General features: G+C 41.6%; 21 protein-coding genes. 9 read left to right on the forward strand and 12 right to left on the reverse strand.

What is annotated here, in order from left to right; genetic code table 11:
• Positions 1 to 21: 21 nt before the first annotated feature.
• The 3 genes from IPM95_09950 to IPM95_09960 all read right to left on the reverse strand — a co-directional run bounded on the left by IPM95_09950 (position 22) and on the right by IPM95_09960 (position 5,296).
• Positions 22 to 1,356: a DUF2279 domain-containing protein gene (locus IPM95_09950; GenBank protein MBK9329612.1), complete on the reverse strand. Its 1,335-nt coding sequence runs from the start codon at positions 1,354 to 1,356 to the stop codon at positions 22 to 24.
• Positions 1,353 to 2,762, reverse strand: coding sequence for a phosphoglucomutase/phosphomannomutase family protein (locus IPM95_09955; protein MBK9329613.1), 1,410 nt, complete (start codon positions 2,760 to 2,762; stop codon positions 1,353 to 1,355). The genes IPM95_09950 and IPM95_09955 overlap by 4 nt, the downstream gene beginning before the upstream one ends.
• Positions 2,763 to 2,866: 104 nt before the next feature.
• The gene (locus IPM95_09960; GenBank protein MBK9329614.1) at positions 2,867 to 5,296 is read right to left on the reverse strand and encodes a TonB-dependent receptor; all 2,430 of its coding nucleotides are present in this window, start codon (positions 5,294 to 5,296) and stop codon (positions 2,867 to 2,869) included.
• A gap of 190 nt (positions 5,297 to 5,486) precedes the next feature.
• Here IPM95_09960 and IPM95_09965 point away from each other — a divergent pair, with 190 nt between their 5' ends.
• Genes IPM95_09965 through IPM95_09975 form a run of 3 tightly spaced genes read left to right on the forward strand, consistent with a single transcriptional unit; the run spans position 5,487 to position 8,352 of the window.
• Positions 5,487 to 6,134, forward strand: a complete 648-nt coding sequence (locus IPM95_09965; protein MBK9329615.1) for a protein-L-isoaspartate(D-aspartate) O-methyltransferase — start codon at positions 5,487 to 5,489, stop codon at positions 6,132 to 6,134.
• A 25-nt stretch (positions 6,135 to 6,159) separates the two neighbouring features.
• On the forward strand, positions 6,160 to 7,470 hold the full coding sequence (locus IPM95_09970) for a hypothetical protein (GenBank protein ID MBK9329616.1): 1,311 nt from the start codon (positions 6,160 to 6,162) through the stop codon (positions 7,468 to 7,470).
• A 57-nt stretch (positions 7,471 to 7,527) separates the two neighbouring features.
• On the forward strand, positions 7,528 to 8,352 hold the full coding sequence (locus tag IPM95_09975; GenBank protein ID MBK9329617.1) for a hypothetical protein: 825 nt from the start codon (positions 7,528 to 7,530) through the stop codon (positions 8,350 to 8,352).
• A gap of 15 nt (positions 8,353 to 8,367) precedes the next feature.
• Here IPM95_09975 and IPM95_09980 read toward each other — a convergent pair whose 3' ends face one another.
• The 3 genes from IPM95_09980 to IPM95_09990 form a co-directional block, all read right to left on the reverse strand.
• Positions 8,368 to 10,029 (reverse strand): glutamine--tRNA ligase/YqeY domain fusion protein, encoded by a 1,662-nt coding sequence (locus IPM95_09980; GenBank protein ID MBK9329618.1) that lies wholly within the window; start codon positions 10,027 to 10,029, stop codon positions 8,368 to 8,370.
• A gap of 35 nt (positions 10,030 to 10,064) precedes the next feature.
• Positions 10,065 to 11,585 (reverse strand): glutamate--tRNA ligase, encoded by a 1,521-nt coding sequence (locus IPM95_09985; GenBank protein MBK9329619.1) that lies wholly within the window; start codon positions 11,583 to 11,585, stop codon positions 10,065 to 10,067.
• Between the two features lie 114 nt (positions 11,586 to 11,699).
• Entirely contained in the window at positions 11,700 to 12,923 is a 1,224-nt protein-coding gene (locus IPM95_09990) for a sterol desaturase family protein (GenBank protein ID MBK9329620.1), read from the reverse strand.
• Positions 12,924 to 13,031: 108 nt separating this feature from the next.
• Here IPM95_09990 and IPM95_09995 point away from each other — a divergent pair, with 108 nt between their 5' ends.
• Genes IPM95_09995 through IPM95_10005 form a run of 3 tightly spaced genes read left to right on the forward strand, consistent with a single transcriptional unit; the run spans position 13,032 to position 15,368 of the window.
• Positions 13,032 to 13,637 (forward strand): polysaccharide deacetylase family protein, encoded by a 606-nt coding sequence (locus IPM95_09995; protein MBK9329621.1) that lies wholly within the window; start codon positions 13,032 to 13,034, stop codon positions 13,635 to 13,637.
• 6 nt (positions 13,638 to 13,643) lie between these two features.
• Positions 13,644 to 14,414, forward strand: a complete 771-nt coding sequence (locus IPM95_10000; protein MBK9329622.1) for a TatD family hydrolase — start codon at positions 13,644 to 13,646, stop codon at positions 14,412 to 14,414.
• Positions 14,415 to 14,450: 36 nt separating this feature from the next.
• A complete protein-coding gene (locus IPM95_10005) occupies positions 14,451 to 15,368 on the forward strand; it encodes a hypothetical protein (GenBank protein ID MBK9329623.1) in 918 nt (305 codons plus the stop codon).
• Here the strand turns inward: IPM95_10005 and IPM95_10010 are convergent.
• From IPM95_10010 to IPM95_10035, 6 genes are all read right to left on the reverse strand, one after another.
• Positions 15,365 to 16,156 (reverse strand): hypothetical protein, encoded by a 792-nt coding sequence (locus IPM95_10010; protein MBK9329624.1) that lies wholly within the window; start codon positions 16,154 to 16,156, stop codon positions 15,365 to 15,367. The two genes, IPM95_10005 and IPM95_10010, sit on opposite strands and share 4 nt — an antisense overlap.
• On the reverse strand, positions 16,146 to 16,691 hold the full coding sequence (locus IPM95_10015; protein MBK9329625.1) for an energy transducer TonB: 546 nt from the start codon (positions 16,689 to 16,691) through the stop codon (positions 16,146 to 16,148). Before IPM95_10015 ends, IPM95_10010 begins: the two co-directional genes overlap by 11 nt.
• A gap of 102 nt (positions 16,692 to 16,793) precedes the next feature.
• Positions 16,794 to 17,138 (reverse strand): hypothetical protein, encoded by a 345-nt coding sequence (locus IPM95_10020; GenBank protein MBK9329626.1) that lies wholly within the window; start codon positions 17,136 to 17,138, stop codon positions 16,794 to 16,796.
• A complete protein-coding gene (locus tag IPM95_10025) occupies positions 17,135 to 17,356 on the reverse strand; it encodes an AtpZ/AtpI family protein (protein ID MBK9329627.1) in 222 nt (73 codons plus the stop codon). The genes IPM95_10020 and IPM95_10025 overlap by 4 nt, the downstream gene beginning before the upstream one ends.
• Positions 17,316 to 17,738, reverse strand: coding sequence for a polymer-forming cytoskeletal protein (locus IPM95_10030; protein ID MBK9329628.1), 423 nt, complete (start codon positions 17,736 to 17,738; stop codon positions 17,316 to 17,318). The genes IPM95_10025 and IPM95_10030 overlap by 41 nt, the downstream gene beginning before the upstream one ends.
• 6 nt (positions 17,739 to 17,744) lie before the next feature.
• Positions 17,745 to 18,611 carry a peptidoglycan DD-metalloendopeptidase family protein gene (locus IPM95_10035; protein ID MBK9329629.1) on the reverse strand — a complete coding sequence of 289 codons (867 nt, stop codon included), beginning with the start codon at positions 18,609 to 18,611 and terminating at the stop codon, positions 17,745 to 17,747.
• A gap of 82 nt (positions 18,612 to 18,693) precedes the next feature.
• Here IPM95_10035 and IPM95_10040 point away from each other — a divergent pair, with 82 nt between their 5' ends.
• The 3 genes from IPM95_10040 (at position 18,694) to IPM95_10050 (ending at position 26,280) form a co-directional block, all read left to right on the forward strand.
• Complete coding sequence (locus IPM95_10040) at positions 18,694 to 21,870, forward strand: hypothetical protein (GenBank protein MBK9329630.1); 3,177 nt, start codon at positions 18,694 to 18,696, stop codon at positions 21,868 to 21,870.
• Positions 21,870 to 24,113 carry a transglycosylase domain-containing protein gene (locus IPM95_10045; GenBank protein ID MBK9329631.1) on the forward strand — a complete coding sequence of 748 codons (2,244 nt, stop codon included), beginning with the start codon at positions 21,870 to 21,872 and terminating at the stop codon, positions 24,111 to 24,113. The genes IPM95_10040 and IPM95_10045 overlap by 1 nt, the downstream gene beginning before the upstream one ends.
• 70 nt (positions 24,114 to 24,183) lie before the next feature.
• Positions 24,184 to 26,280: a hypothetical protein gene (locus IPM95_10050; protein ID MBK9329632.1), complete on the forward strand. Its 2,097-nt coding sequence runs from the start codon at positions 24,184 to 24,186 to the stop codon at positions 26,278 to 26,280.
• Positions 26,281 to 26,298 lie beyond the last annotated feature (18 nt).

Here is a 26,298-nt window from a genome sequence, read left to right on the forward strand (position 1 = left end):
AATGAATTTAGTTGTATACTGCTAAAATTTAATCCAGTGCCATGCCACCTTGCTGCCGTGTTTATTGTCGTTAAACTCGATAGCCGGCGCCGGAAGTTTTATGACATTCAATACCTTCATCAGTCCTTTTGCCCAATGTCTCTTTACAGGCAGCTTGGTCCAGTCTATATCGAAGGAGAAATAAAAACGATGTAAGCGCTGTATGTCCGATCGGTCGATAATATCCGCTGGGTCTTCATTGTTTAAATCCTCATCACCGCCGAGATCGTTCTTAGACCATACGTTTTTGTAGCCTCCCAGCATGCCACCGGCGCCGTAACCGAACGAAAACTGCAGCCATTTTGGAAACTTTGACTTGGGATTTTGTATAAACGCACCCGGTGCCACACTCCACCAAAATGTCAAAGAGTTATAGTCTTTCAGTAATATTTCTCCGAATGAGGTGCCATATAATTTATCCGTTCTGGCTTTTACCTGCGGGTCATTATATTTGGAATAATTGGTTGGAAATGCCGATATCTTCATCTGGATGCGCTGGTCATGCCAGATATATTGCTGAATGCCGAACAACAGGGAGCCGGCGATATTCATGGAAACATCCGGCCATGAAAATCCCCATTTTTTCTGAAATCCGTCGTTGATTTCGATGGACAGCTGCCACATGTTACCCATCAGGATCCCAATCCAGATGGCATGTTTTTCTTTCACACCGGCCCATTTGTAGAGGTCATAGGTCCATTTGGTTTCCAGATAACAGCTATAGACATGGGCAATCTTATCCATTTGATTCCATTCACCCCAGTCGTTAAAGAAATGAAATTTTGATTTGTTGTATTGGGAATACCAGGCGCCGCTCCACCAGGCATTGGCACCTACATATAATCCGCCTATAAATCCCGTTACTAATCCGACTCTGGGTTTATTCAGCACTTCGGAAGGACGAAAAAACGAGAACGGCTTGCTCATTTTTATTTTTCCGGTATAATTGTAGGCAGCGTCTTTTGCAATATAATCGTAATGAAAGACGGTGTCGTATCCGGCAGAATAGACATTTTCATTTTGCCAGATGGTGTCAGGAATCAGGTCGTAGGAGGTGATTATTTTTTTGACTTCATATTGATTCGTAAAAACGGTGTCGTTATGTACTTCCCAGTTGTTATTGCTCCAAACCGAGTCTTTCACCATAGTATAGGGTGAATGAACAGCCGGTGTGTCTTTCTGTTTTTTACTCTTGTTTTGTTTTCCAATGCAGAAAGCAGGCAGGAATATAAAAAAGCAGATAATTAAGACAACAGCTTTACGGATCCCATTCGTCCAAAACGAATGCTTAACTGTAAAGTGTTTCACTTTTCTCATGCTTGGTTATTTAACAGCACAGCTTTTACCGTTTCCAGAATATCAATGACGGCAGTTCTGTCTTTTGCTTCGGCATACACACGAAGAACGGGTTCAGTGCCGCTGGCGCGTATCATCATCCAGGATTCATTTGGAAGGAAATACTTCCAGCCGTCAGTATCTTCCTTTCGTTCAATGGGATAGTTTCCAAAGCTTTTATATGCGTCATTTTTACAGTTAGCGATAACCTGTTGTTTTAATGCTTCCGAGATGTGCAGGTCATAGCGGTCGTAATCAAAGATGCCGACCACATCGTATACCTCCTGTATCAGCTCCTGGATGGATTTTCCGGTTTTTGCCATAAATTCCATCAATACCAATGCCATCCACACGCCATCCCGTTCCGGAATATGTCCTGTAATGGCAATACCACCGCTTTCTTCACCACCCACCAGTACGTTTTCATTGACCATGATTTCACACACATATTTAAATCCGACGGGTGTTACCTCGCACGCTAATCCGTATACTTCGCACATCTTTTTTATCTTGTTGGAGACGGTAAATGAAATGGCTACTTTACCCGTCAGGCCTTTGTATTTGTACAGATAGTGAATCAGCAACAGAATGACATGATGTGAATCAATGAAATTTCCTTCATTGTCATAACAACCGATCCTGTCTGCATCACCGTCGTTGGCAAATCCGAATTCAATATCCGTGGAGTTTTTTATCAGTTCGGAAAATTCGAGTAAATTCTTGTGCAACGGTTCGGGAGCCTGCCCTTTAAAACCCGGATTCTCCTCGCAATGCAGGTAAACCAAATTATCCGGCAACAGCCGGCGGACAATTTTCTGTCCGGCGCCATACATGCCATCGTATCCGAAAATCATACCACACTCACGAATCGCTTTCATATCGAAAGAGGCTTCTACGTGGTCAAAGTACATGGTTTCTAAATCCACGTATTCCAGTTTGCCGGATTGGATATATTCTTCGAGGGAAGCGGAAGGAACGACCGTCTGATCAGGTATCAATGCCTCTACCTTGGCAATATCAGCCGGTGTGGTGGGGCCGCCAAAGTGTGATTTTAATTTGAATCCATTGTAGGAGGGCGGATTATGTGAAGCGGTAATCACCACACCTGCTTCGGCTTTCAGTTTTACACAGCCTAAAGACACCATGGGTGTAGAGCAGATACCTTTATGCGCATAAACCTTTACGCCGTGATGGCACAATACCTTAATGGTGGTTTCTGTAAATAGCGGTCCTCCAAACCGGCAATCGTGCCCGATGACGATGGTTGGTTGTGCTGAGAAGGATTTTACCCAAAGGGCGGTAGCTTCTGCTACCCTAGCTACGTTGTCTGTTGTGAAATCCTGTGCAATGATGGCTCTCCAGCCGTCGGTTCCGAATTTTATCTGCATTTCTAAAGTGAATTAAGGCTTTAAAAATACAAAAATAAATTAAATCGGCCGTTTTGCAATGAATCCGTATACTTTAAAAGCGTCTGATTTATCATTAAAATTTTTTAACCGCCGATTCTGCTCTTTTCTTCTTCGTTGCTCTTATTTACACGGGTATTCTGGAACTTTTTCCCTTTCTGGAAATTATAAGTGACGCTTAAACTGAAGAATCGGGAACTCCATCGGTTAGTGGTTTTGGAATTAACATTAAAAAAGTTAGTCGTGTAAGACATGTTTTTAGTACCTAAGATATCATTGCCTGCTAACCGGATACGGAGTTTCTTGTCAAAAAACGCTTTGGAGACGGATATATTTAACATGCCATCGCTTTGCATAATATCAGTTGCATCGTAGTGCGGTGAAGTGTAAAACCCAAATACATTAATCGTAAAATCTTTAGGTAAAATAAATGTATTATCCAGTGAAATATTGAATTTATGGGAAGTGACGATAAATGGGGAATTGTTGACAATGGAATTGTATTTAAAAAAGGTGTATTGTGCGGAATAGGAAATCGTCCACCATTTAAATAGCTCCCTGTTGATGTTCACACCTATATTCAGGTTGTTGCGTACTTTAAAATTGGACGCTCTGTAAGTGGAAATTTTTGTGCTGTCATCCTGAAATATCAGGTGGGTGTAGTTGTTATTCAGGTTTTCATGGCCTATGAAAAAGCTGTAGGCATTTTTGTACGTGTAGGTGAATTCCGTAATATTAGCGTACTGTGGTCTCAGGTTCTCATTTCCGGTCCAGATGGAATACGGACTCAGATAAAACTGAAAAGGATTTAAGTCATTGAAATCAGGACGGTTGATCTTTCTGCTGAAATTTAAATTGATACTGTGTTTGTCCTTTATGTTTTTCTGTATGAATACACTCGGAAAAAAGTCAACGTAGTGCCTTTTGGTAATTTTGTTTAACGTGTAAGACCGCTGATTGGTATTGGTTTGTTCTATTCGCAGGCCTAAATTGGTGCTCCAGCCTTTTTTCCAGTTTTTGCTCCAGGTGGAAAATAGCGCATTAATATTTTCTATGTACTGAAATTTGTTGGATTTAGTGCTGTCAAACACATACGCTGTACCTGACAGATTTTTAAATTGTATGTCATTGGTCGTTGTTGTCCATGTGAATTTTACACCAAACTCAATACTGTGTTCTTTTTTCATCGGTTTGTTATAGTTCAATCTGGCGGTATGCAAATTAACGATGTACGGGTTGTCTTGTATAAAATCGGAATGTGGAATGGGCTTCTCTGCATTGGTAGAATCATAGAACCCCATGTCTAAATGGCTGTTGGTATATAAATACGAATAGGTATAATCATACGTTAGTTCCAGTGAGCTGCCCATGCTGTCCAGCACACTTCTGAAATTAAAATTGGCGGAAGGGTTAATACCTTTGCCATAAGAGGTATTAATTGTTTTTTGAATAGAATTCAGATTTTCACTTATCGAAATGTTATTGAATACATTTAAATGAGAATTAGCGGTGTGAGGATTGTAAAACTGAAATATTTCACCGCCTATACCAATGGTGTTTTTATCATTGATGTTGTATTTTAAGCTCAGGTTGGCGTAGTGATTGATAAATTTGTTCCTATCATAACTTTTTTCATCAAAACGAATGATGGCACTGTCGCCTGTGAAATCACGTTTAAAGGTGTTTTTCTGATAGTTGTTGTTATACCCGAAATTATAATTGGTACTTAATGTCCATTTTTTGTGATTCACATTGATATTGAAACCCGTTTCTGTACTTGCAAATTCATTTTGCCGGTAATTGGCATATACAGATCCGTTCATACCGGTCATCAGACTGGATTTTAGCTGAATCTCAAGTACGCCGCCTTTTGATTCCGCATCGTAACGGGCGGACGGATTGCTCACTACATCAATTTTTTTGACATTTGAACTTTGAACGGATTTTAACAGGTTTGCCAATTGTTCAGCATTTAATACTTCCACTTTTCCGTTAATGATTACCTGAACATCACTTTTCCCATTGATGCGAATCTGCTCATTGCCGCTGACCGTTACGCCGGGAACGGAACGTAATAAATCCAGTACATTTTCGCCGCTCGATTTCGCGCTGTTTTCTACATTGTATACTATTCTGTCCGCTTTGCGTTCAATAATGGGCCTTGATGCGGAAATTTCTACTCCTTTCAGTATGTTTTCTTCCAGCTTTAAGGCGATTTCCCCTATATCTTTTGTAGCATTGTTTTCAAGCTGGATATCCGTTATCGTGTCCGTCTTATATCCGACATAAATTACTTCTAAAAAGTAATTACCATCCTTCAGGGCGTCCAGTGAAAATTGGCCGATGCTGTCACTTGTTGCGCCATTCAGAAAATTCGTGTTGCCATTCTGATGTAGCAGGATATTGGCGAATTCAACCGGATGTTTGTTTTCATCTTTTATGATTCCTTTGATCGTATTGCCTGAAACAAACGACAGGATCAGAGTGAATAAAAAGGTGGTAAAAAGATTCCTCATATTTTACAGTGTTACAGCAGTTAGTAGCAACCTGTTGACTTTTATTACAACCGTTTCATTTTTTTAACAAGTTGCAGCCGAACCAAACCCAAAGGATGTTGTTTTGACATATTTGGTGAGAATGGATGTTGTTAACAATTTAGCATAGATTTTACTTTCTTAATACTGTTTTTGCACCTATTTTTGTGCTATGCAGGATACATTCAGACATCAGGGGTTAAGGAAACGATTGGTCGGTGAATTGAGGGGTTTAGGGATAAAGGACGAACCTATACTAAACGCAATAGAGAAAATTCCAAGGCACTTCTTTGTGGAGCACACATTCGAACACGATGCTTATGAAAACAAACCGTTTCCGATCGGGCGCGGACAAACCATTTCCAACCCGTTTACGGTAGCGTATCAGACAGAACTTTTAGAACTCAATAAGGAGGATAAGGTCTTGGAGATTGGAACGGGTTCCGGATATCAGTCAGCTGTGTTGGCAGAATTGGGGATACAGGTTTTTACTATCGAACGGCATCAGCCATTATCCTTGAAAGCAAAGAAATTACTCGAGCGTTTAGGGTATGGTAAGGTGAAGACTTATTTTGGAGATGGATTTAAAGGCTTGCCCGATGAGGCGCCTTTTGATAAAATTCTGATTACGGCCGCTGCGCCTGAAATTCCGAAAGAACTACTGAAACAATTAAAGATTGGCGGACTCATGGTAATTCCATTCGGGGAAGGGGATACCCAACAGATGATACGAATTAAACGATTGGATAACAATGAATTTGAAAAAGAAACGTTTGATTATTTTACTTTTGTTCCGATGTTAAAAGGTATTGAAGATTAATATTTTACAAAAGAAAACAGCTATCATGAAAAAACTATTTTTAAATATAAACGCCCTACTCATAGCGATGTTCATTTTTGCGAATTTGCAGGCGCAGAATGCAAATTCCGTAAAGGCGTTTGATGATTTATGGGAAAAGACAGCACACGGAAACGGTAAAACCGGAAATGTTACAAAGGATTTGAATGCACTGGAGAGAGAAAAAATAAAATCAATTGATGTTAAAGAGAAGAACCTGAATCCCAATGCAAAAAAAATTGACACCAGTAATCTGGAAATCTTTTCCACTAAACCGATTGTCAAAGGGGCTACCTACAAAAGCAAAACCACGGATAAGCCAAATGAAGAAGCGGAGACAACTAAGACGGCCATTCCTGTTCCCCCGATAAATGCAATAAAAGATACGGTTAAAATAAAAGAAGTAGTAAAACCAAAAATTGTAATACAACCGAATCCTGATTTGAAAATAAAAGAAGAAGTTAAAACCAAAATGGACGTTAAACCGCAGCCAAAGATCGATGATTTTTCCACCCATCCTATTGTCAAAGGGAAAAAATCAACGGAAGCAATTGAGAATGCAGTTACAGAAAGACCTAATAAGGTTAAAATGGATACGGCTAAAAATGTTAGGGAATTTACATTTGAATCGTCTCCTGTAATTAATAAAAATGCCAGTTATAACCGACGGGATGAACCGATGCCTAAGTCAAAGGCACAGATAGAGGATGAAATCCCGGTTAACAGGAAGCCCAATAACACCAACATAGGCAAAGACGATGCTTTCATTAAAGAAACCTACGCGCAATACAACAAGGAGGCCGATTCTTTGCATCTGGCAAATAAGAGAAAACTGGACAGCATCATGAAATCGCTTAATATAAAAGTGCCGGTGGTGATTAACCCGGGGGATTACATTGATATTTATGTCAATGGAGGCGGTACCCTGGTGACGAATGATTCAAAAATATATGACCGCATTTCCATTTTGCATACCGGTGTGGTACAGCGCGAATATAAAACCAAAAATGAAGGGGTTCAACGTATGGAAAAGAAAATTTCACGCGATGAGTTGACCAAACTTGCCCAGTATATTGTAGATATGGATTTCTTCGATTTCAAGGAAGAATATGATTGTGCCGACAATGATGCTGCCTGCAGCGACCGAATGAAAAAGTCACCACAGCCTGTTCCTATGGACATATCCGTGACGGTAGGGCAACGAAAGAATAAGGTGGATGTATCTCTGTTTACTCCGAAATCCGAAAAGAACTGGGTGAATTATCCGGCTAATCTGGAGAAGATAATGAATGCGGTATATGCCATCGTGGAAAAATAACAACGTACAAGTTTTCGGTTATTTTGATTTTAGTAACTTTATTTTAAATCCAAAGCCATGAAACCGATTGCATACATCTTTATGCTTTTTGCCATTTTAATTGGCAGCTGTAATCCGACAGATTCGCCCGTGGTTAACCAGAAAATCAGGTCTTTGACAATTACCACTTTCGGAGACACGGTATCGTATGAATTCAGTTATACAGATGACCGGCTTACTGCTGTCAATAAACAGGGTGATCCATATGCCAGATTATCCTACTACACGAATGAGGTGAATGTCGAAATGGTCAAGCCATCTTACAGCGATACATTCCGCATTTATCTTTCACCTGCCAATTTTATTGATTCGATTAAACAGCAGGGGATACTGCAACGGAAATATTTCAGGAATATCGCAGGACAGCTGGATTCTTGCCGGTATACGGAGTCGGGGGTTTCCCTGTTTTATGATAATGTGGTTTATTCTGGAAATCAGATTTTGAATTTTCGCCAATCCCGGCCTTACACTTGTGGCTTTTATAATACCTGTATACAGATTGGTTCAGATACCGCTGCATATACTTCACTGACGCCGCAGCCCAATCTTCCTGAGCAGTTCTTTACATTTCCTTTGTCCGAAGGGCTAAGTTTTAAGGATTTAAACCCGATGTTCCTGGTGCAGCAGAGCGGAATATTCCCGTATCTCTCTCATCGGAATCTGGTGGGTAGCTGGAATACTTTTTATTCCATACTGGTTACACAGACAACACCGCCTAAATTTCATTTCCGCTATACGTATTCATTTGACACACAAAACAGGGTGATTGCCATGTATACCTACAATACTTTGCAGTCGGATACCGTTCCGTTCAAAACATATTCGATAGGCTATTTTGACTGATAAAGAAATGGAAAACTATTTCTTTGTCCAGCTGTCCTTCAGGCCAACCGTCTTATTGAAAATAATTTTATCCGCAGTAGAATCTTTATCGGGATAAAAATAGCCTTTACGTAAAAACTGGAAATGATTATCGGTAGTTGCCTCTTTTATCGCTGGTTCTGCATATGCGGCAGAAATGGTATGTAAGCTGTTTTCATTGATATAGTCCTTGAAGTCGCCCTCTTCCGCATTCGGATTTTCTACCTTGAACAACCGGTCGTATTCGCGTATTTCCACCTGAATGGCATCTCTTGAATTTACCCAATGTAAGGTCCCCTGTGCCTTAACACCCGAAGTGTCATTGCCGCTCTTGCTGCCCGGAAGATAATCACAATGAATGGCTGTTATGGTTCCGCTTTTGTCTTTTTCGACGGAAGTACATAATACTATGAATGCGCCTTTTAAACGGACATGCTGCCCGACAGCCATCCTGAAAAATTTCTTCGGAGGATTTTCCATAAAGTCTTCCCGTTCAATATAGATTTCTTTCCCGATTTTTACGGTGCGGAAACCGGTTGATTCATCTTCCGGATTATTTTCTATTTCTAATGGAATGTCCTCCTCATTAAAGTTATCTATCACTACTAACACCGGATCAAACACCACCATTCTGCGTAACGATATCTTGTTGAGTTCTTCTCGTACACAAAATTCCAGCAGGGAAATATCGTTCACCTTTTCACGCTTGGCAATGCCGGCTCTGTCGCAAAACTCACGGATAGCGCCCGGAGTGAAGCCGCGCCTGCGCATCCCTGAAATGGTAGGCATTCTCGGGTCGTCCCAGCCGGACACATGCTGTTCGTTGACGAGTTGCAACAGCTTGCGTTTGCTCATTACCGTATAGTTTACGTTCAGTCGGGCGAACTCATATTGTTTGGAAGGGTAGATGCCTAATTTCTCGATACACCAGTCGTACAATTCACGATGCGGCACAAACTCCAGCGTGCAGATGGAATGTGTGATCTTTTCGATGGAGTCGCTTTGTCCGTGTGCAAAATCGTACATGGGATAGATACACCACTTATCGCCGGTGCGATGATGATGTGCAAACTTAATGCGGTATAAGAGAGGGTCACGCATCAGCATATTCGGAGATGTCATGTCAATTTTTGCACGCAGTGTTTTAGAGCCTTCTGCAAATTCGCCGACTTTCATGCGGGCAAATAAGTCAAGGTTTTCCTCTGTGCTTCTGTCCCTGAAAGGGCTGTTTTTTCCGGGATCTGTCGGTGTGCCTTTTTTTGTGGCAATTTCATCAGCAGATAGATCACAAACATATGCATCACCCTGACGGATGAGCTGTAATGCAAATTCATATAATTGATCGAAATAGTCGCTGGCGTAAAAAACATTCGCCCATTCAAAACCCAGCCACTTCACATCTTCCATGATGTTCTCTACATATTCGGTATCTTCTGTAACCGGGTTGGTGTCGTCAAACCGGAGATTTGTATTTCCGCCAAATTTTTTAGCCACACCAAAATTCAGACAAATCGAAGAGGCGTGTCCCATATGCAGGTAACCGTTGGGTTCCGGTGGAAAACGGGTTAGGATGGAATCGTATTTCCCTTCCTTTAAATCGTTGTCGATGATTTCTTCAATAAAATTAAGTGACTTATTTTCTCCGGTTGGTATTTCCATTTTTTCTGTTTTTGAACTCGCTATACAATCCATCTTTATAACTGGCTGAAACAATTTTCCACTCTCCTGATAGTTTCACGCCTGCCAAGTAAACAAATCAGGTCGGGTATGCCCGGCCCGGACAATTCCCCGACAAGGCTAACACGCAGAAATTTCATTAAGTCCCCCGTTTTTATATGATTGGCGTCTGCAAATTCTTTCAGGGGGATATCTATATTTTCCCTTTTAAATTCCGTGATGGCATCCAATGCATCTGAAAATGTATCGGTATGAAACGTCTCTTTAATCGTGGTTAATTTGGATAATACTGCTGTATCGTATTGTGCAGGAGCTGAAAATAAATAAGGGAAATTATTGGCATCATTCAAAAAGACAAAGCGGTCTTTGACCAAACCAATCGCTTTTGACAGGTAGTCTGTATCGATGCCGGTAAACTTATCCGGGGCATTTTTTTTCAGCCAATCAGCAATCTCATCATCGGTTAATTTTTTGATGTATTCTGCATTGAACCACTTGGCTTTCTCAAAATCGAATTTGGCGCCGGCCTTATGCAGTTTTTCAAGACCGAACAATTCTATCATTTCATCCAGCGAAAAGATTTCCTGTTCAGTACCCGGGTTCCACCCCAGAAAGGCCAGCATATTGACGAATGCCTGCGGCAAGAATCCACGTTCTTTAAAACCTTCGCTGACCTCACCCGTTTCAGGATTGGTCCAGTTCAACGGGAAAATCGGGATTCCAAGGCGGTCTCCGTCGCGTTTGGATAATTTGCCATTGCCATCCGGTTTTAAAATCAATGGCAGGTGTGCAAATTCCGGCATGGTACTTTCCCACCCTAAAAAACGATACAATAATACGTGTATAGGCGTGGAAGGCAGCCATTCTTCACCCCGAATCACATGGGTGATTTTCATTAGGTGGTCATCCACCACATTCGCCAGATGGTAAGTGGGCATGCCGTCACTTTTAAACATCACCTTGTCATCCAGCTGGGAAGAGTGGAATACCACTGACCCTCTGATGATATCATGGATATGTATGGATTCTTCTTCCGGCACTTTAATCCGCACCACATACGGATCGCCGTTTTCCAGCCGTTGCTTTACTTCTTCCTGTGACAGGGATAAACTGTTTTTCATACCCATACGGGTAGCGATGTTATACGAAAAGTTAGGATTTCCTTTTGTCTTCTGCTGCTCGCGTTCTGCTTCCAGTTCCACTGCAGTATCAAAGGCGATGTAGGCATTGCCTTTTTCCAGTAACAGGTCTGCGAATTGTTTGTACAAATGTTTGCGGTCACTTTGCCGGTAAGGGCCGTAGTTACCTCCTTCGTTAATGCCTTCATCCAGCTTAATACCCGCCCAGGCTAAGGTTTCCATGATATATTTTTCCGCACCCGGAACTAAGCGGTTCTGGTCGGTATCTTCAATGCGTAAAATAAAATCACCACTCTTGTTTTTGGCAAATAGATAATTGTACAAAGCTGTGCGGACGCCGCCTAAATGCAGCGGACCGGTAGGGCTTGGTGCAAAACGAACTCTTATTTTACTACTCATTTTTTTCAGTTTAATGCTCCTTACGGCAAATTTCGAGGGGACTGTAAAGTTACTAAGATAATGATGAAAATAAAATCCGATAGTTTAATATAAAATGATGTTTTGCTGCCTGCATTACTTATCCGGATAGCCCAGTATGAGGTATTCTTTCGAAACAGGGGGCTTGTAAAAGACATTCCCGAAGAGTATAAGCCAGCGTGTTTTCAGGCTATGGTTATGTTTCAGCTCAAACCAAATCTGGGCGAAACCGCTGAACGTGACGCGAAAAGGGTTCATCAATATGCTGGGGTTGCCGCTTAACCCTGTATTCGGAGGGGTAGGTTGCGGTTGCTCAAAAGTGCCGAAAATTCTATCCCATAACAAGTAAATGCCGCCGCCTAAATTGACGGTCTCTTTACCTACCTCAGAAGTATGATGCACATAATGATAGATTCCGCTGCCCGTTAGGTCTGAGAAGAAACGGACAAATCTATTGTGATAGGCGGTATGGTAATGTGTGGAAAGATGATTGAAGATTTCAAAATGATAATAAAAAATCAAGATTAAGGTGGTTTCCAGAATCAGGGAGCCTTCATAAAATAATTTGGTGAATAACACATTAAACAGCAACCCGGGAATGATTAATATGAAATCAAAATTAAATGCTAAAGGTATACCAACGGGATGCAGTATCTCAGGCATGTGATGCGGGCGGTGAACGGTTAGCCAGAGCAGCCTAGATTGATGGGTGAGCCAATGGATGAAGTAACCTCCGAGTGAGCTGACTGTTAAACCCAGAAATATGGTAAGAAGCGCAACAGGATATGGCAATTCCACCAGAGTGGGAATGTTGTTGTATATGAAATATTGAAAGCGGTCTGCCATATTTTCCATGACCATTACCCCGTTATGGAACCCATTGCCGCTCAGCCAGTAAATAAGTCCTATGATCCGGAATAATAAAACGGTTGCTGCGACAACCAACACTACAGAGAAAATATATACCAGAAAGTCGCGCTGGAATTTTTGCCGGTCGAACATTCTCATTGAAATAAAGTAGGATGAAATGATAAGGTAGACACGAAAAATATAGCAGCTCAGAACCCCTGCTATCCACATATAAGGAAATAGCTGTTTTACAATTGCAGGGGCCTCATAGGATATTTGTCCTTGTAGTAGACGGATAAAATCGCTGATACCTATCTTCAGTCCGGGATTGCCAATCTTGAGGAATAACTCCATGAAGGTATAGCCAAATGCAATCACGACGACGAGCAGATAAAAATGGGCGGATGGCCTTGAAATATTCCAGTCAACTTCCCACCAATGGCGTAAGCGTTTCTTTATGGAAGTAATCATGGGATAGAATTATTGACAGAGAACAATCTCTAATTTATGAAAATTTTTTTTACTTAACCGCAGTGATAGCAATAAATGACCAATACTTTAGTAATTTTAAGGGTTCAAATGTATTTTGTACGAACTCCATATATTATTCAAAAGCTATTCAGCGGTATTATCTGGAATTTTTCGGATGTAACCAATAAGGTGTATCTGACATTTGATGATGGGCCACATCCTGAAATAACACCCTGGATATTGGCTCTGCTGAAGAATTATCAGGCAAAAGCAACGTTTTTTTGTTTAGGGAAAAATGCGGAGAAATATCCCGGACTGATTACGCAGATCCTGAACGAAGGACACGGCATAGGCAATCATACCCATACACATCTGAACGGATGGAGGACAACGAATGAGGATTATCTGCAGGATATAGAAAATGCAAACCGGACAGTAAAGAGCAGCCTGTTTCGTCCGCCATACGGCAGGATAACATTGGCTCAGCTCACACAGCTTTCATCCAGCTATAAAGTGATTAACTGGTCGTTGATGCCGGGTGATTTTGACGAAAGCATTACATCTGTTCAGTGCCTGCATAATTTACAAAAAGCACAAGGCGGCGATATCATTGTACTGCACGAGAATGATAAGAGCAGAGTTCATTTGGAGTACAGTCTTCCGTTGTTTTTAGAAAGTAACAACAGATTCATTTTTGATAAAATTAACTTCTAACTTACTATGACACTCATCGATACACATACCCATCTTTATGAAGAACAGTTTGATGCAGACCGTTCGGAGATGATACAACGGGCTATGGATAACGGGGTGTCAAAAATGATTATTCCCAATGTGGATTCAACGACCATTGATGGCATGATGGCATTAGTCAGACAGTTTCCAAATGCTGTTTTTCCGATGATGGGACTGCATCCATGCTACGTAAAGCCGGATAGCTATCGGCAGGAAATGGAGATTATCCGCAATCATCTGTTCAGCAACCAAACTTTTGTGGCAGTAGGTGAAATCGGCATTGATTTATATTGGGATAAGACTACACTTGACATACAAAAAGAGGCTTTTGAACTTCAGTGTGACTGGGCGCTGGAAAAAAACCTGCCGGTTGCGATTCATTCCAGAGATTCCACTTATGTGTTACTGGATATTTTAAAGAAAAGAAGGGCCAATCCTCAGGGTGTATTTCATTGTTTTACCGGCAGTCCGGAGGAAGCCGCTGAAATTCTGAAACTCGGTTTTTATCTTGGTATCGGTGGGGTGGTAACCTATAAAAATACACAACTGAGAGAAACGTTAAAACAGCTTCCACCTGAAAGGATAGTTTTGGAAACCGATGCACCCTACCTTCCGCCCGTACCCCACAGAGGGAAGCGCAACGAAAGTGCCTACACCAAAATAGTGGCGGAAACATTGTGTTCCGTGTACGAGATCGGATTGGATGAAATAGCCGCTATTACATCCAAAAATGCCGCTGATTTGTTTGGCATATGATTTGAATGCAGTAACTTAGATTTCTAAATAAAATCTATGAGAAAGGTATTCCTGTTTTTAATTGTTGCCGGCTTTTTGATTTCGTGTACGAAAACAGAAGATACCGGTCCGAAGCTCATATTTATATTCAAATTTGATTCTACCCAGACCCGATTAAATAACTTCGGTAATCCTGTCACGACGTTGCCTGCAGGCCACGCGGCGCAGTCGCCCGTTTTTCATAGTATGAGCGCACATTACATAGAACTGGCACCTGATAGTTTATCACCAATAGGAACGGGTACAATTCTGTATAAAGCGAATGAGGTTAACACCGGCGGGGCGTTGGCCATCGATTTTTCCAAATCTGTATTTGCCGGAAATGATGAAGTGTTTTTTTCAGTTCCGATTAAGAATGTAACGCCCGGTTCTTACAAATGGTTGCGGGTTTCATTAGCTTACCAGAATTATGATATCAAGATAAAATATGAAAATTCAACTTACCCGGTTGCAAACGGCATGTATACAGGAAGAGTAGCTTCTTTCGTTGGATTTAATACATACATCACTTCCTATAGGGTGAAGAATCAGACGGTAACGGTGAATGCCAACAAGAAACAGGGATATGGCGCCGTGGAAGTAAATGATTTACCTTTAGGAATTACAAGGCCGCCGGTGGAATGGCAGGCTCCTGAAAATGCAACGACGGTTCCTAATCCTATTTTCAATACATCTCCTATTGCTCCGGGTTCCTGCGTGGTGACAGGCAGATTCCTGTCTCCTTCCGGATTTACCATCACCGGTGCAGAAACAGGCGATGTGGTGATTACGGTTTCGCTTTCTACCAATAAAAGTTTTGAGTGGAAAGACAAAAACGGAGATGGATTGTTTCAGCCGCTGAATGCCGCTAATACAGGTGTGGAAGATTCCGTGGTGGATATGGGTATTCGCGGACTGATTCCGTTTGTGGATTAATACAAACAGTTTTCCAGATTAACGGCCTTACCTTCTTTCTTGTAGGTTCCGCTGATATTGACGAATGCTCCGAATCCGCAACTGCCGTCATCGGTAGATTGAAGTATTTCCAGTTTTTTATTTTTAAAAGTAAATGTGAGCTCACATGGCTTGTCACCCGTATTCAGTGATTCGCTGTGTGTATATACCCCGTCAGCGGAAGGGGAAGCCGTACCCTGGATCTCGCCAGTATGATAGCCGGGATATCCCTTTGTATAGCTGATGCAGAAACCTATTTTTTTATTAGAGAAAAGCATGACAGTGGCTTTGCCGCCATAACCATTTTCTCCCTTGGGAATGGCTGCTCCCTTTGCTTCCTCTTTGCTCATGCCAAGGGAATAAGTGCCGGAAATATTGTCCGCATCTTCGGCTATCCATTCTTTATTGATAAGGCTGAACGATAATTCTTTGCCGCTTGTATTGCTCCAGTCTCCTTTATACAGATTATTCAACATTTTGCCTTTGAATGTTCCGGTGATGGTGTCATTGACCTTTTCATTCAGCGTGATGGTATTTCCGCTTCTTGTTCCTTCCAGATCAATCGGTTTAAAACTGCTGGAATAATAGTAGGAGCCTTTTACCTTAGCGGCTTCTATGGTTAGCTTCATGTGTATCTCGTACTTGTTATTCATCTTTCCTATCAGGATAACGGTTACGGGCTTTTTAGATGCAGCGTAACTGAAGGATGTAAGTACGATTAGGATTGCCGGAATGATTATTTTCCCGGCATGGTAAATTCTATTCTCCATATTTTATTGGTAGTGTGATATAACAATTTACTTCTTTTCCGTTTTGTTTGGCAGGTATCCACTTAGGCATGCCGTCTACCAGCATAATCGTTTGCAGGTCAAACGACGGATCTGTACTTTTTGTGATCTTGGGATTCTTCGCATCACCCAAAGTATTGATGTGAAATTTGACTACAACAGTCGCCTTTTTACCAACCAGTGTATCCGGTATGAACGCCGTGCCGGAAGCAATATATTCTTTCAGGCCTTTTTCGCCGTCCTGAAATTGAGGCATAATTTCAGCTTTCTCCACAATTACGGATTCATCATCTATTCCCGAATTTTCTTCCTTCGCCACTTCTTTAGTCGATTGATAGAGATAAGGATGTGCCAGAGAATCTAACTTCCTCTCTTCCCGAAGCATTTTATCAACGTCACCGCCGTATTTGGAATACAGGATATCATTTTTAGGAAACGGGCTTTTTGGAGGCTTAAAGCCATAAATAGTCAGCAACAATAATAATCCTACTGGTAAGATGAAAAATTTTGTATGCACTCTTTTTCGCATTTAATCAAACTTAGCTAAAAAAATGCGTAAAGTCAAAATAAGCACGTTAAGCGCAGGTTATACAAACATAAAATTAGCAGGAGAATTTAATTACTTAAAATAATAGGCGCCTGTATAGCTGATGACGGAAAAAATGCAATAGCTGATAATAAAAAACAGGAAATCCGCTTTATGTTTAGTACCGAATAAAATAACATATAGTATCACAACCAGCATGGAAGCAATAAATTTTAGGGTAATGGCAGCCAGATTGGCGCCGGCTTTAGCCGCAGCTAGTTTTTGGCGGGATTGAACTATCATAAGATAAAAGAGGAATGAAACCGCCGCCATCCCCATAGACATCCAGTAGTAGCCCATTTTTAAATCATCCGCGATATAAAAACCAGCAAGTATAAAAAAACCTGTAATAATTACTAACGAACAGAACCACTTCATGGATTGCTGAATTGTTGGTAGATGCGATAAAATGCGGCGGCTAGCCCGATGAATAAGAAGAGGAGAATCAGTATCGGTTGCGTTTGAAATTGTTTATCCAGGAAAAAACCGATACCTGTGAAGACTCCGATGATTGCAAACATCTCAAATGCCATCCCGGAATAAGCTACCCAGTTTCTAGCCTGCTGTTTGTTGGTAGGGGGTGTTGGTTTCTCCATGGTGGGTGGTTTGCTGAAGTGGTTTCGTTACGGCATTGGTATTGACCAGAGAGCCGGTAATGTTTGCACCTTCTTCCACAATCAGCTTTTTGTATTTGACATCACCGTCAAAAACGGCTTCCGAGCGGAAGAAAAGGATACCGTTAACTTCCAGGTTGCCGTCCACTCTTCCTTCAATGGTTAGATCATTGCAGGTGATATGACCGGTGATATGTGCATTGCTGCCTATCACTACTTTGGAAGAGCAGATAATATTACCCATGATGGTTCCGTCTAACCGGATATCGGTTTGTGCTGAAATATCTCCGGAAATGACAGTGCCCTCATTAATCCTGTTGGCTACCATGGTTTCTCCGTTTTTTGTTGTACCTCGTGAAAACATATTTCTTTATTTTAAGAATTTGGCGGGGTCAATCGGCTGTCCCTTGTACCAAAGTTCCAGAACAGAAGCATATTTCCCGGATGGCCTGATTTTACCTGCATTCGCTATGGTTTCGCCCATCCGTACAAAGTTACCTGTTTTCTTTAACACTTGATTATTATTTTTCAAGATATAAACCAGCTGATTTTCAGACTGAACGGCAATATAAGCGCCATTCGAAAGAGAGTTTCCGGTAAAAATGACATTGCCGGATAATACCGCTTTAACTGCTTCATTAGCACCGGCCTCCATGGTGGTGCCGGTCGATTTATTCGGGTCAAACGGACTGATTATTTTTCCTGAAACCGGCTTTTGGAGCTGTAAATTGCTGAATATACTAGTTTTGGTATCGCGAACAGACTCCATTAATTCAGCATTTTGGAGCCCTTTTTCCATCTTTTTTACAAATTCTGCCTCATCCGTTGTCTTTAAACTTAAAATGCCGCTGTCCACCTTGGATTTTTTCAACGGCGTCGCAACAGCATCTACCACTACCTTGTCATTGAGAATGTTTTGCAGATTCTGGACATACTTCTGATGGGCGTTTAATTTGCGCTCCAGCTCCTGCGTCTTGATATTCATACTGATTACCTCGCTTCTTCCGGAAGAGGTTCCATAACCCGGAACATATTGTTTCAGCGGGGTGAATGAAATGAAAAGAAAGTTTAAAAAGGTGAAAAATGCGAGCAGCAATCCACCTACGACTATCACATTCAGTCGGTTAAGTTCTAATACCAGTTTGACATCATAGTGTTTTTCATCTACAATCTGGAAGCGATATACATCCTTCAGCTTTTCACGCCACTTGCTCCAATCCGGTTTTTTTAACGTCATTGTGAATGAATTAAATCAATTTCACTCGAATAAGTAAAATAAATTTAAGAAATTGCGTTAAAATTAAGGAATTAAAACGAGCATGCGTTTATATACGGTCAAAAAATTGTTTCTTCTTTTAGGTTGTGTTAGCTTTTTTACGATACTCTCGTTCGCAGAAAAGAAAAAGAAAACACAGTCGCAATATGAAAAACCCAACATCATCAAACGGGCATGGGGTGATTTAACCACACGCAACAACTATTATTTCAATGCCAATGAATTGTACAAGGAACTGGTGTTTAACTATCAGTTCCAGCGAAAGTATGACTATAACAAACTGCTTCCTTTTTATTACCATGACGACGCGGATTTTTCGCAGTATACCACAGAACTGGAAACGGTTGCCAAAAAAACCGGCATCGTTCTCCAGCTGCACGATTACAGCCGCTGGCGTGATAATGCCTATTTGTTGCTGGGTAAATCCCAGTTTTTACGCAAACAATACGATACTTCCTTAATCACGTTCCAGTATATCGTCACCACGATGAAGCCGGGAAAGATGAACTATAAGCTCGAGTTCAGTAATAAGGATCGTTTGAAATACATTCGACAGCGGCAGAAAGAACTGGCGAAGCAGGCCGGTGAAAAGAAAAAAATCATTGAATTCCAGTATAAGAAACAACAGGAAGAAGCGAAACAGAAAGCAGATGATGCCCGGGAAAAGCAACAGGCAGCTATCGACAAGAAGCGGAAGGAAATTGAAGAAATAATCAAAGCCAAAAAGAAGATCATAGAGCTGCAGAAGAAAGGCAAGAAAATTCCGGCAGACTTAATAGCAAAGGCAAAGGGGAAATCCTCCGCCCTGGACTCCAATGTGGTAAAGCTGAATCCGAATGTGAAGAAAACGGAGAAACCCAATTTTGACAGCAAGCTTCCGTACGTTATGATGGGAGATCAGTACGTGAAAAACCCATACTATGTCGACTCCACCGCCAAACGGGATAATCAGAAACCGCTGGATGCATTAACGGCCAAGCAGGAAGCCAAGTTCGATAAGCTTACTGTCTGGGAAAAGATCAAGCACAAACCATCCAGGCCGGAAGCTATAGTCTGGATGTCCAAAACATTGATAGAGTCAGGGAATTACGCGGATGCTAAAAGCATGATATCCTACGGGAAGTCATTGCGCAAGCTTACGAAAAAACAACGACGAGAATTTTATCTGATTGATGCGTATTATAACATCCGCAGAAATGACTACTCTCCTGCAATCGAGGAGCTGGAGAACGCCATGCTGTATTTCAAAAAGAAAAAGGAAAAAGCGTATTACGAATACATTCTGGCACAGTTGTATCAGAAGAATGATCAGCCTGCCGATGCGGTGGATTATTATGTGAAAGCGGGAAAGCATACCAAAACGGAAGAATTGAATCTGTTTGCTCAAATCCAGCTGGCCAAATTATACGGACAACATCCCGATCTGGCAGACCAGGATATTGTAAAGATGCTCACCAAACTGATTCGCTTTGGCAAAAACAAAGACCATGCGGATGAAGTGTTGTATACGATTGCCAATTATTATTACTTCAATAAAGATACTGTCAGCACGATAGCCTATCTGCAAAAATCCATCAGCAAATCTGTTTCAAATAAAGAACAGAAAGGTAAATCATATTTGCGACTGGGAGAGATTTACTACGAAAAGGAAGATTACGCGCAGGCGGCTGTGTATTATGACAGCGCTATCGTATTTCTCCCCAGTACTATTGAGGGTTATGATGCCATTGTCAGCAGAAAAAGTACATTAGCGGAATTGGCCCAGAATACCAAAATTGTTATGGTGGAGGATAGTCTGCAGCGTCTGGGAAAAATGAATCCGAAAGACCTGGAGAAATTTCTGGCAGATGTAAAAGCCAGGCAGGAAAAGGAAGAAAAGAAAAAATCAAGGTTCAGCTCAGAAGCGGGGGATAACGGTTCGTCCGCTCCTGCAGTATTTGTTCCTGAAGATGCCGTCTCTAACGGATTATGGTACTTCTATAATCCGGAATCCAAGAGCAAAGGTTACAACGATTTTGTTCGGCTTTGGGGTGACCGAAAACTGGAAGACAACTGGCGCAGAAGCAATAAATCCGCTTTTTTTGATGAATTACCAGCCGCTAATAACAATACAGATACAGTTTCTTCGGCTGCAGCCCTTAAAGGTAAAGACAAAGGTAAAGTTACCACAGCCGCTTCTGACAGCCTTGCAATACCAGAATCTCCGGAAGATTTTATGCGATCTGATGCGAAGATTGCAAACGCCCTTTTTGGTAACGGAGAGCTTTTCAAGAATAAACTGAATAATCTTCCAAAATCCAAACAGGCTTTTGATGAACTGACACGTCGGTTTCCTAATAGTGAATATGACGCAAAAGCACACTATTATCAATACCTGATTTTTCTGGATAAGAATTTACAGGGTTTGGCAGAAAAAGAGAAACAATACATTTTACAGAACTATCCGCTCAGTGATGTATCGGAGGTGTTGAGAAATCAGGGAAAAAAATCATCGCAAGAAACGGAGGGAGAAACTTCCGCACGTTTATATGCTTCTACCTATCAGTTGTTTTTAGACGGGGATTACAATCAGGTCATTAAGAATAAATTTATTGCCAAGACAAAATATCCGTCTTCCTTTGAGATGCCTCAGTTTGAATTTCTGGAGGCGGTCTCGTATGGAAAAACCAAACAGTACGACGCATATAAGAGATCGTTATCAGACATCATTACCAAATACAAAGAAGGTGAAATTAAACAGAATGCGCAGGAATACCTGATTGCCTATATACAGTTTGAAAGCCACCTGAAAGATACAACGGCCCCGTTTATAAAACCTGAAATCATTCAGCTTCCGAAAGATACGATTTCAGAGAAGTTTGTTTTTGATACAACCAATGTTTTTGTGTTACTGCAGTTAAAGGAAAAATATATCAATGTTCAGTCTGTCGTTGCGAAACTCGTCAAATTTAACAAGACCAAATTTGACATCTTTAGAATCAAGGTGAATCCATTTTTCATAGATGGGTTCACACTGATCCAGATGAAAAAATTTGACGGTATTACGGATGCCAGAAATTATTACGACGCCCTGCAGATTCATGCACCATCCCTTGTCGGAGATAATGATCTGAATAAGGTGGATTATTTCATTATTGCACCTGCCAACTTCAGGTTGATTAAAAATCAGGTTGATTTAGACAGGTATTCCAGGTATTATATCGAAAATTATTTGAAATAATGAGCACAGGACTTCAATGGTTTAAAGACCCTAAAAATTTATGGAAACTTTTCGGTCTCGGCGTATTGGGTTTAATGGTGTTTTTTCTGCTGGTGCGTATTGGTCTGTTCGGACGTCTGCCCAGTTTTGATGAACTGGAAAATCCAAATGCTAACTTGTCTTCCAAGATTATTTCAGCAGATTCAGTTGTAATCGGGAAATATTATGTTGACAACAGGAGCAATATTGCATATGATCAGTTGCCGCCGATTTTGGTAAAAGCCCTGGTGGCGAATGAAGACGAACGCTTCTATGATCATTCCGGCATTGACCTGAAAGGAACACTTCGTGCGCTGGTAACGCTGGGAAAGGACGGAGGTGGAAGTACCATCACGCAGCAGCTGGCTAAAAACATGTTTCACAACAGAGCCAGAAACATCGTGCAGCGTATTTTCCAGAAGGCCAAGGAATATGTCATCGCCGTGATGCTTGAACGTCGCTATACCAAAGATGAAATCATTGCGATGTATTTCAATACGTTCGATTTTGTCAATAATGCCGTCGGGATTGAGAGTGCCTCCAGGGTTTATTTTAATAAGAAACCCAATGAGCTTAAAACAGAAGAGGCCGCCATGTTTGTCGGTATGCTGCAGAATCCGTCCTATTACAATCCAAGAAGATTTGAGAAAAGAACACGCGACAGACGCGCGACCGTTTTGCGCAAACTGGTGGATAATGGTGACATTACACCCGCCCAGTTTGAAGCATTGAAAGATAAACCGATTGAACTCGATTTCCATCCCGAATCAGCCAACGACGGTTTGGCTCCTTACTTCAGAATGGTGCTGGCGGAAGAGTTGAAAAAGTGGGCGAAAGAAAATAAAAAACCGAATGGAGAGTCTTACAATATTTACACCGACGGTCTTAAAATTTATACTACCATTAACACGCGTATGCAGAAGTATGCGGAGGAAGCTGCCATTCAGCACCTGACCCGCTATCAGAATATTTTCAAGGCACAGTTTACTGCCGGCTGGAATCCCTGGGGCACAAAAGATGGTAAACGCATCCTCGAAACAGCCTGCAAGTATACGGACAGGTGGGTGGCACTAAAAGAACAGGGGTTGTCAAAAGATGAAATACTCCAAAACTTCCAGACACAGAAACAAAAGATGAAAGTCTTTACCTATCGAGGTATGAAAGACACAACGCTTACACCATGGGATTCTGTCAAATACTATAAATCATTCCTGCAGATTGGAGTAATGGTGGTTGAGCCTTATACCGGATATGTGCGTGCCTGGGTAGGTGGCCCGAATTTCGAACACTTTAAATATGATCACTGCAATGTCAATACCAAGCGTCAGGTAGGCTCCACCTTTAAGCCGGTGCAATATGCTCTGGCGGTTGATAACGGATGGTCGCCATGTATGAATATACCAACCGGTCCGATTACCGTTACCTATCAGGGACAGGTTTGGCAGCCTAGAAATTCCGGACGTTTCGGCGGTGCCTATCCGATGAAAGTATGTCTGGCACATTCCATCAATACCGCTGCGGCGTACATGATGAAAAATTTCGGACCGGAAGCGCTCGTTGATTTATCCCACAAGATGGGCATTACCTCCAAAATTCCTACCGTACCTTCCATTTGTCTGGGTGCCGGCGAGGTTTCTCTCTATGAAATGATGACGGTATATTCCACTTTTGTCAATGCAGGCATCAGTACCAAACCTCAGTATTTGCTCCGTATTGAAGACAAAGACGGCAATATCATCCAGAATTTTACTACGGAGATGAAAGAAGTCTTTAACGACAATACCGCTTATAAGATGTGCCAGATTATGAAAGGACCCGTTTCCCCGGGTGGTACGGCTGCGGGCTTACGTGCCTATTTCTCCTATCCTGCTGATGTGGGCGGCAAAACCGGAACGACCAACAAGAATACGGATGCCTGGTTTATCGGCTTTACACCCGAATTGCTTGCCGGCGTTTGGGTAGGCTGTGATGATCCTTTGTTACGCTTCCTGTACACCGGAACCGGTCAGGGAGGACGGGCAGCTATGCCGGTTTGGGGGATGTTCATGCAGAAAGCATACAGTGATGCCAAATTAAAACTGAATAAAAAAGCGAAATTCTTTGCCCCTTCCGATTCTTCGCTGGTGAAAAATATCTGTGAAGAAGGAGGCGATGTGCTCATCAGCGGTGGAAGTGCCGGCAATTGGGGACAAGTGGATGAAGAGGCGCCGGATTCGGAATATTAATGGCATTGCAAACTCAATACCCTCTTGTCAGCAGACAGGAAGGTTCGAAACAATTTCTTTAAATTGAAGCATGACACCAATAGCACAACGCATTTTATGTCTTATTTTAATGTGTCTTTCAACTGTTACTTTTGCCGATAAACTATTTTTTGATCTTTCCAATCTACCTCCCGCCGCTTCACTGAAGTATACCATTGAAGATGCTCAAACATTGCTGAAACAGGGCAATATAATCATTGCCGATAAATTTGACAGTGCAACAACCTTCAATGTAATTCTTCAACTTGATTCCGATACGTCAAGATATAATAGTCTATATGAGGCCAATACAAAACAGACACAAAAATTTTCAATAAGATCGAGTATCCACGAGGGTACTTATCTGATTGAAATTACTTCGTTGTCGGCAAAAGGTCTGTCAAACGGCATTTATTATTTCCTGCAAAAACATTTGGGTTTTCAGTTTTACCATCCCAAAGAAACCATCATTCCCGATTTGTCCGATTTTCAGCCGGATACTTTTTCTGAAACGATAACTCCGCGTTTTGATAAAATCGGGTTTCATGTGCATGCGATGCATCCATTGGAAATTACAGAAGCGTTGCTGAATGAAAATACGCCCAATGGTGCAGAGGAAGTGAAGACGTATATCAATTGGTTGTGCAGAAACGGACAGAATTATCTTGAATTCAATCTTCTGCGCAGTATAAAACTGAAAACATGGGTTCCGTATATGAAGCCGATTGTTGATTACGCACATGAACGGGGCATTATTTGTGGTGCGGATATGTCATTTCACATGATTCAGCAGCGTGCATTCCAGTTGTATAAGAATTTTCCCGCATCGTTCAGAAAAAAGGACAGACAGATATTGGATAATATTTCCGCCCTGATGCAGATAAACTGGGATGTCTGGAATGTGGAATTTGCAACGACGGAATTCACCCATAAAGACCAGGAAAAACTGCACAAACAGCAGAAATTCCTGTACGACAGCCTGGCGAAATATCACGTGAAACTTACGAGCAGAAAACACGTGGTGAAAGATGAAAATTTGATTTCGAATGCGAAATCCATGAAAACAGGCAGAACGGATATGGACAGCGCCTACAGCCAGTTTGTGCATACAGTGATGTTTTATGGATTGCTGGATTCGAGTACGCCCGTATACCGGAACAAAGATTTCTCTCACCTGCGAAACCTGTTGATAGAAAGTAAAACATACCGGGACACCTGGTATTTTCCGGAATCTGCCTACTGGATTACGTTTGACAATTCGGTTCCTATGTTCTTGTCTCCTTATCTTGCCACGCGCTTGCGGGATATTCAGTATTGTGATTCATTAGGTATTAATGGCCATCTTACCTTTACGTCGGGACAGGAATGGAATTACTGGCTCATCGACTGGAGCATTGCTCGATGGTGCTGGAAAAATGAACATTCGGCAACTGCTGAAACCAATGCTTTGGAATTTTTAAAGATTGCCGTTCACGATACGGCTTTATTGCACTTTGCAGAAAAAGTAAACGGACTGCAAACGGAGTTTATCAAAAATAAACAGCTGATAAAAGTCATGACGGCGCAGACCATTACAGATGAAATCGGCGGAAAACTGAACCTGGAATTTCACCCAAGGCCTGAGTATGCATATAAATACATCCTGAATAAGGCGACTAAAGAAGAACTGGAATTTATACAGAGAAAGTATATATCGGTACTAGATTCTTTCGTACAGCAATACAATGACCTCAGACGGAATTATGGATCCGATGCCGGAAATAAACTGATTAATGAACTGTTGCTGAGTTTCGATATAACCGCATTACGCGCGCTGCATAGACGAAATACACTCTCTTATCTAATCGCATACCGCTTCAATAAAGTTAATAAAACAAAGATTCCGGTTCAGCAGTATCTGGATGAAGCAAAAGCGGTCAGGGAAAAGGCGCTAACCTTGGTAAAACAACAGGAAGCAAATTATCGTTTTCCGGTGAGCAATGTGGCTGCACAAAAGAAAAGTAAAACCGTGTATGATTTCGGGTATCTGTACCCGGTATCCAATCTTCATTTTTGGGAACGGGAAGAGTTGCAGGCGAAAAATAACAAATGGAAATTCTGGTACAAAAATATTTGGGATGTGCTTAAAATAATAGGCGTGAAGAAGTAGTTTTACTGCATTTCTTCT

This window comes from Sphingobacteriales bacterium, assembly GCA_016719635.1.
Classification (GTDB): Bacteria; Bacteroidota; Bacteroidia; order Chitinophagales; family JADIYW01; genus JADJSS01.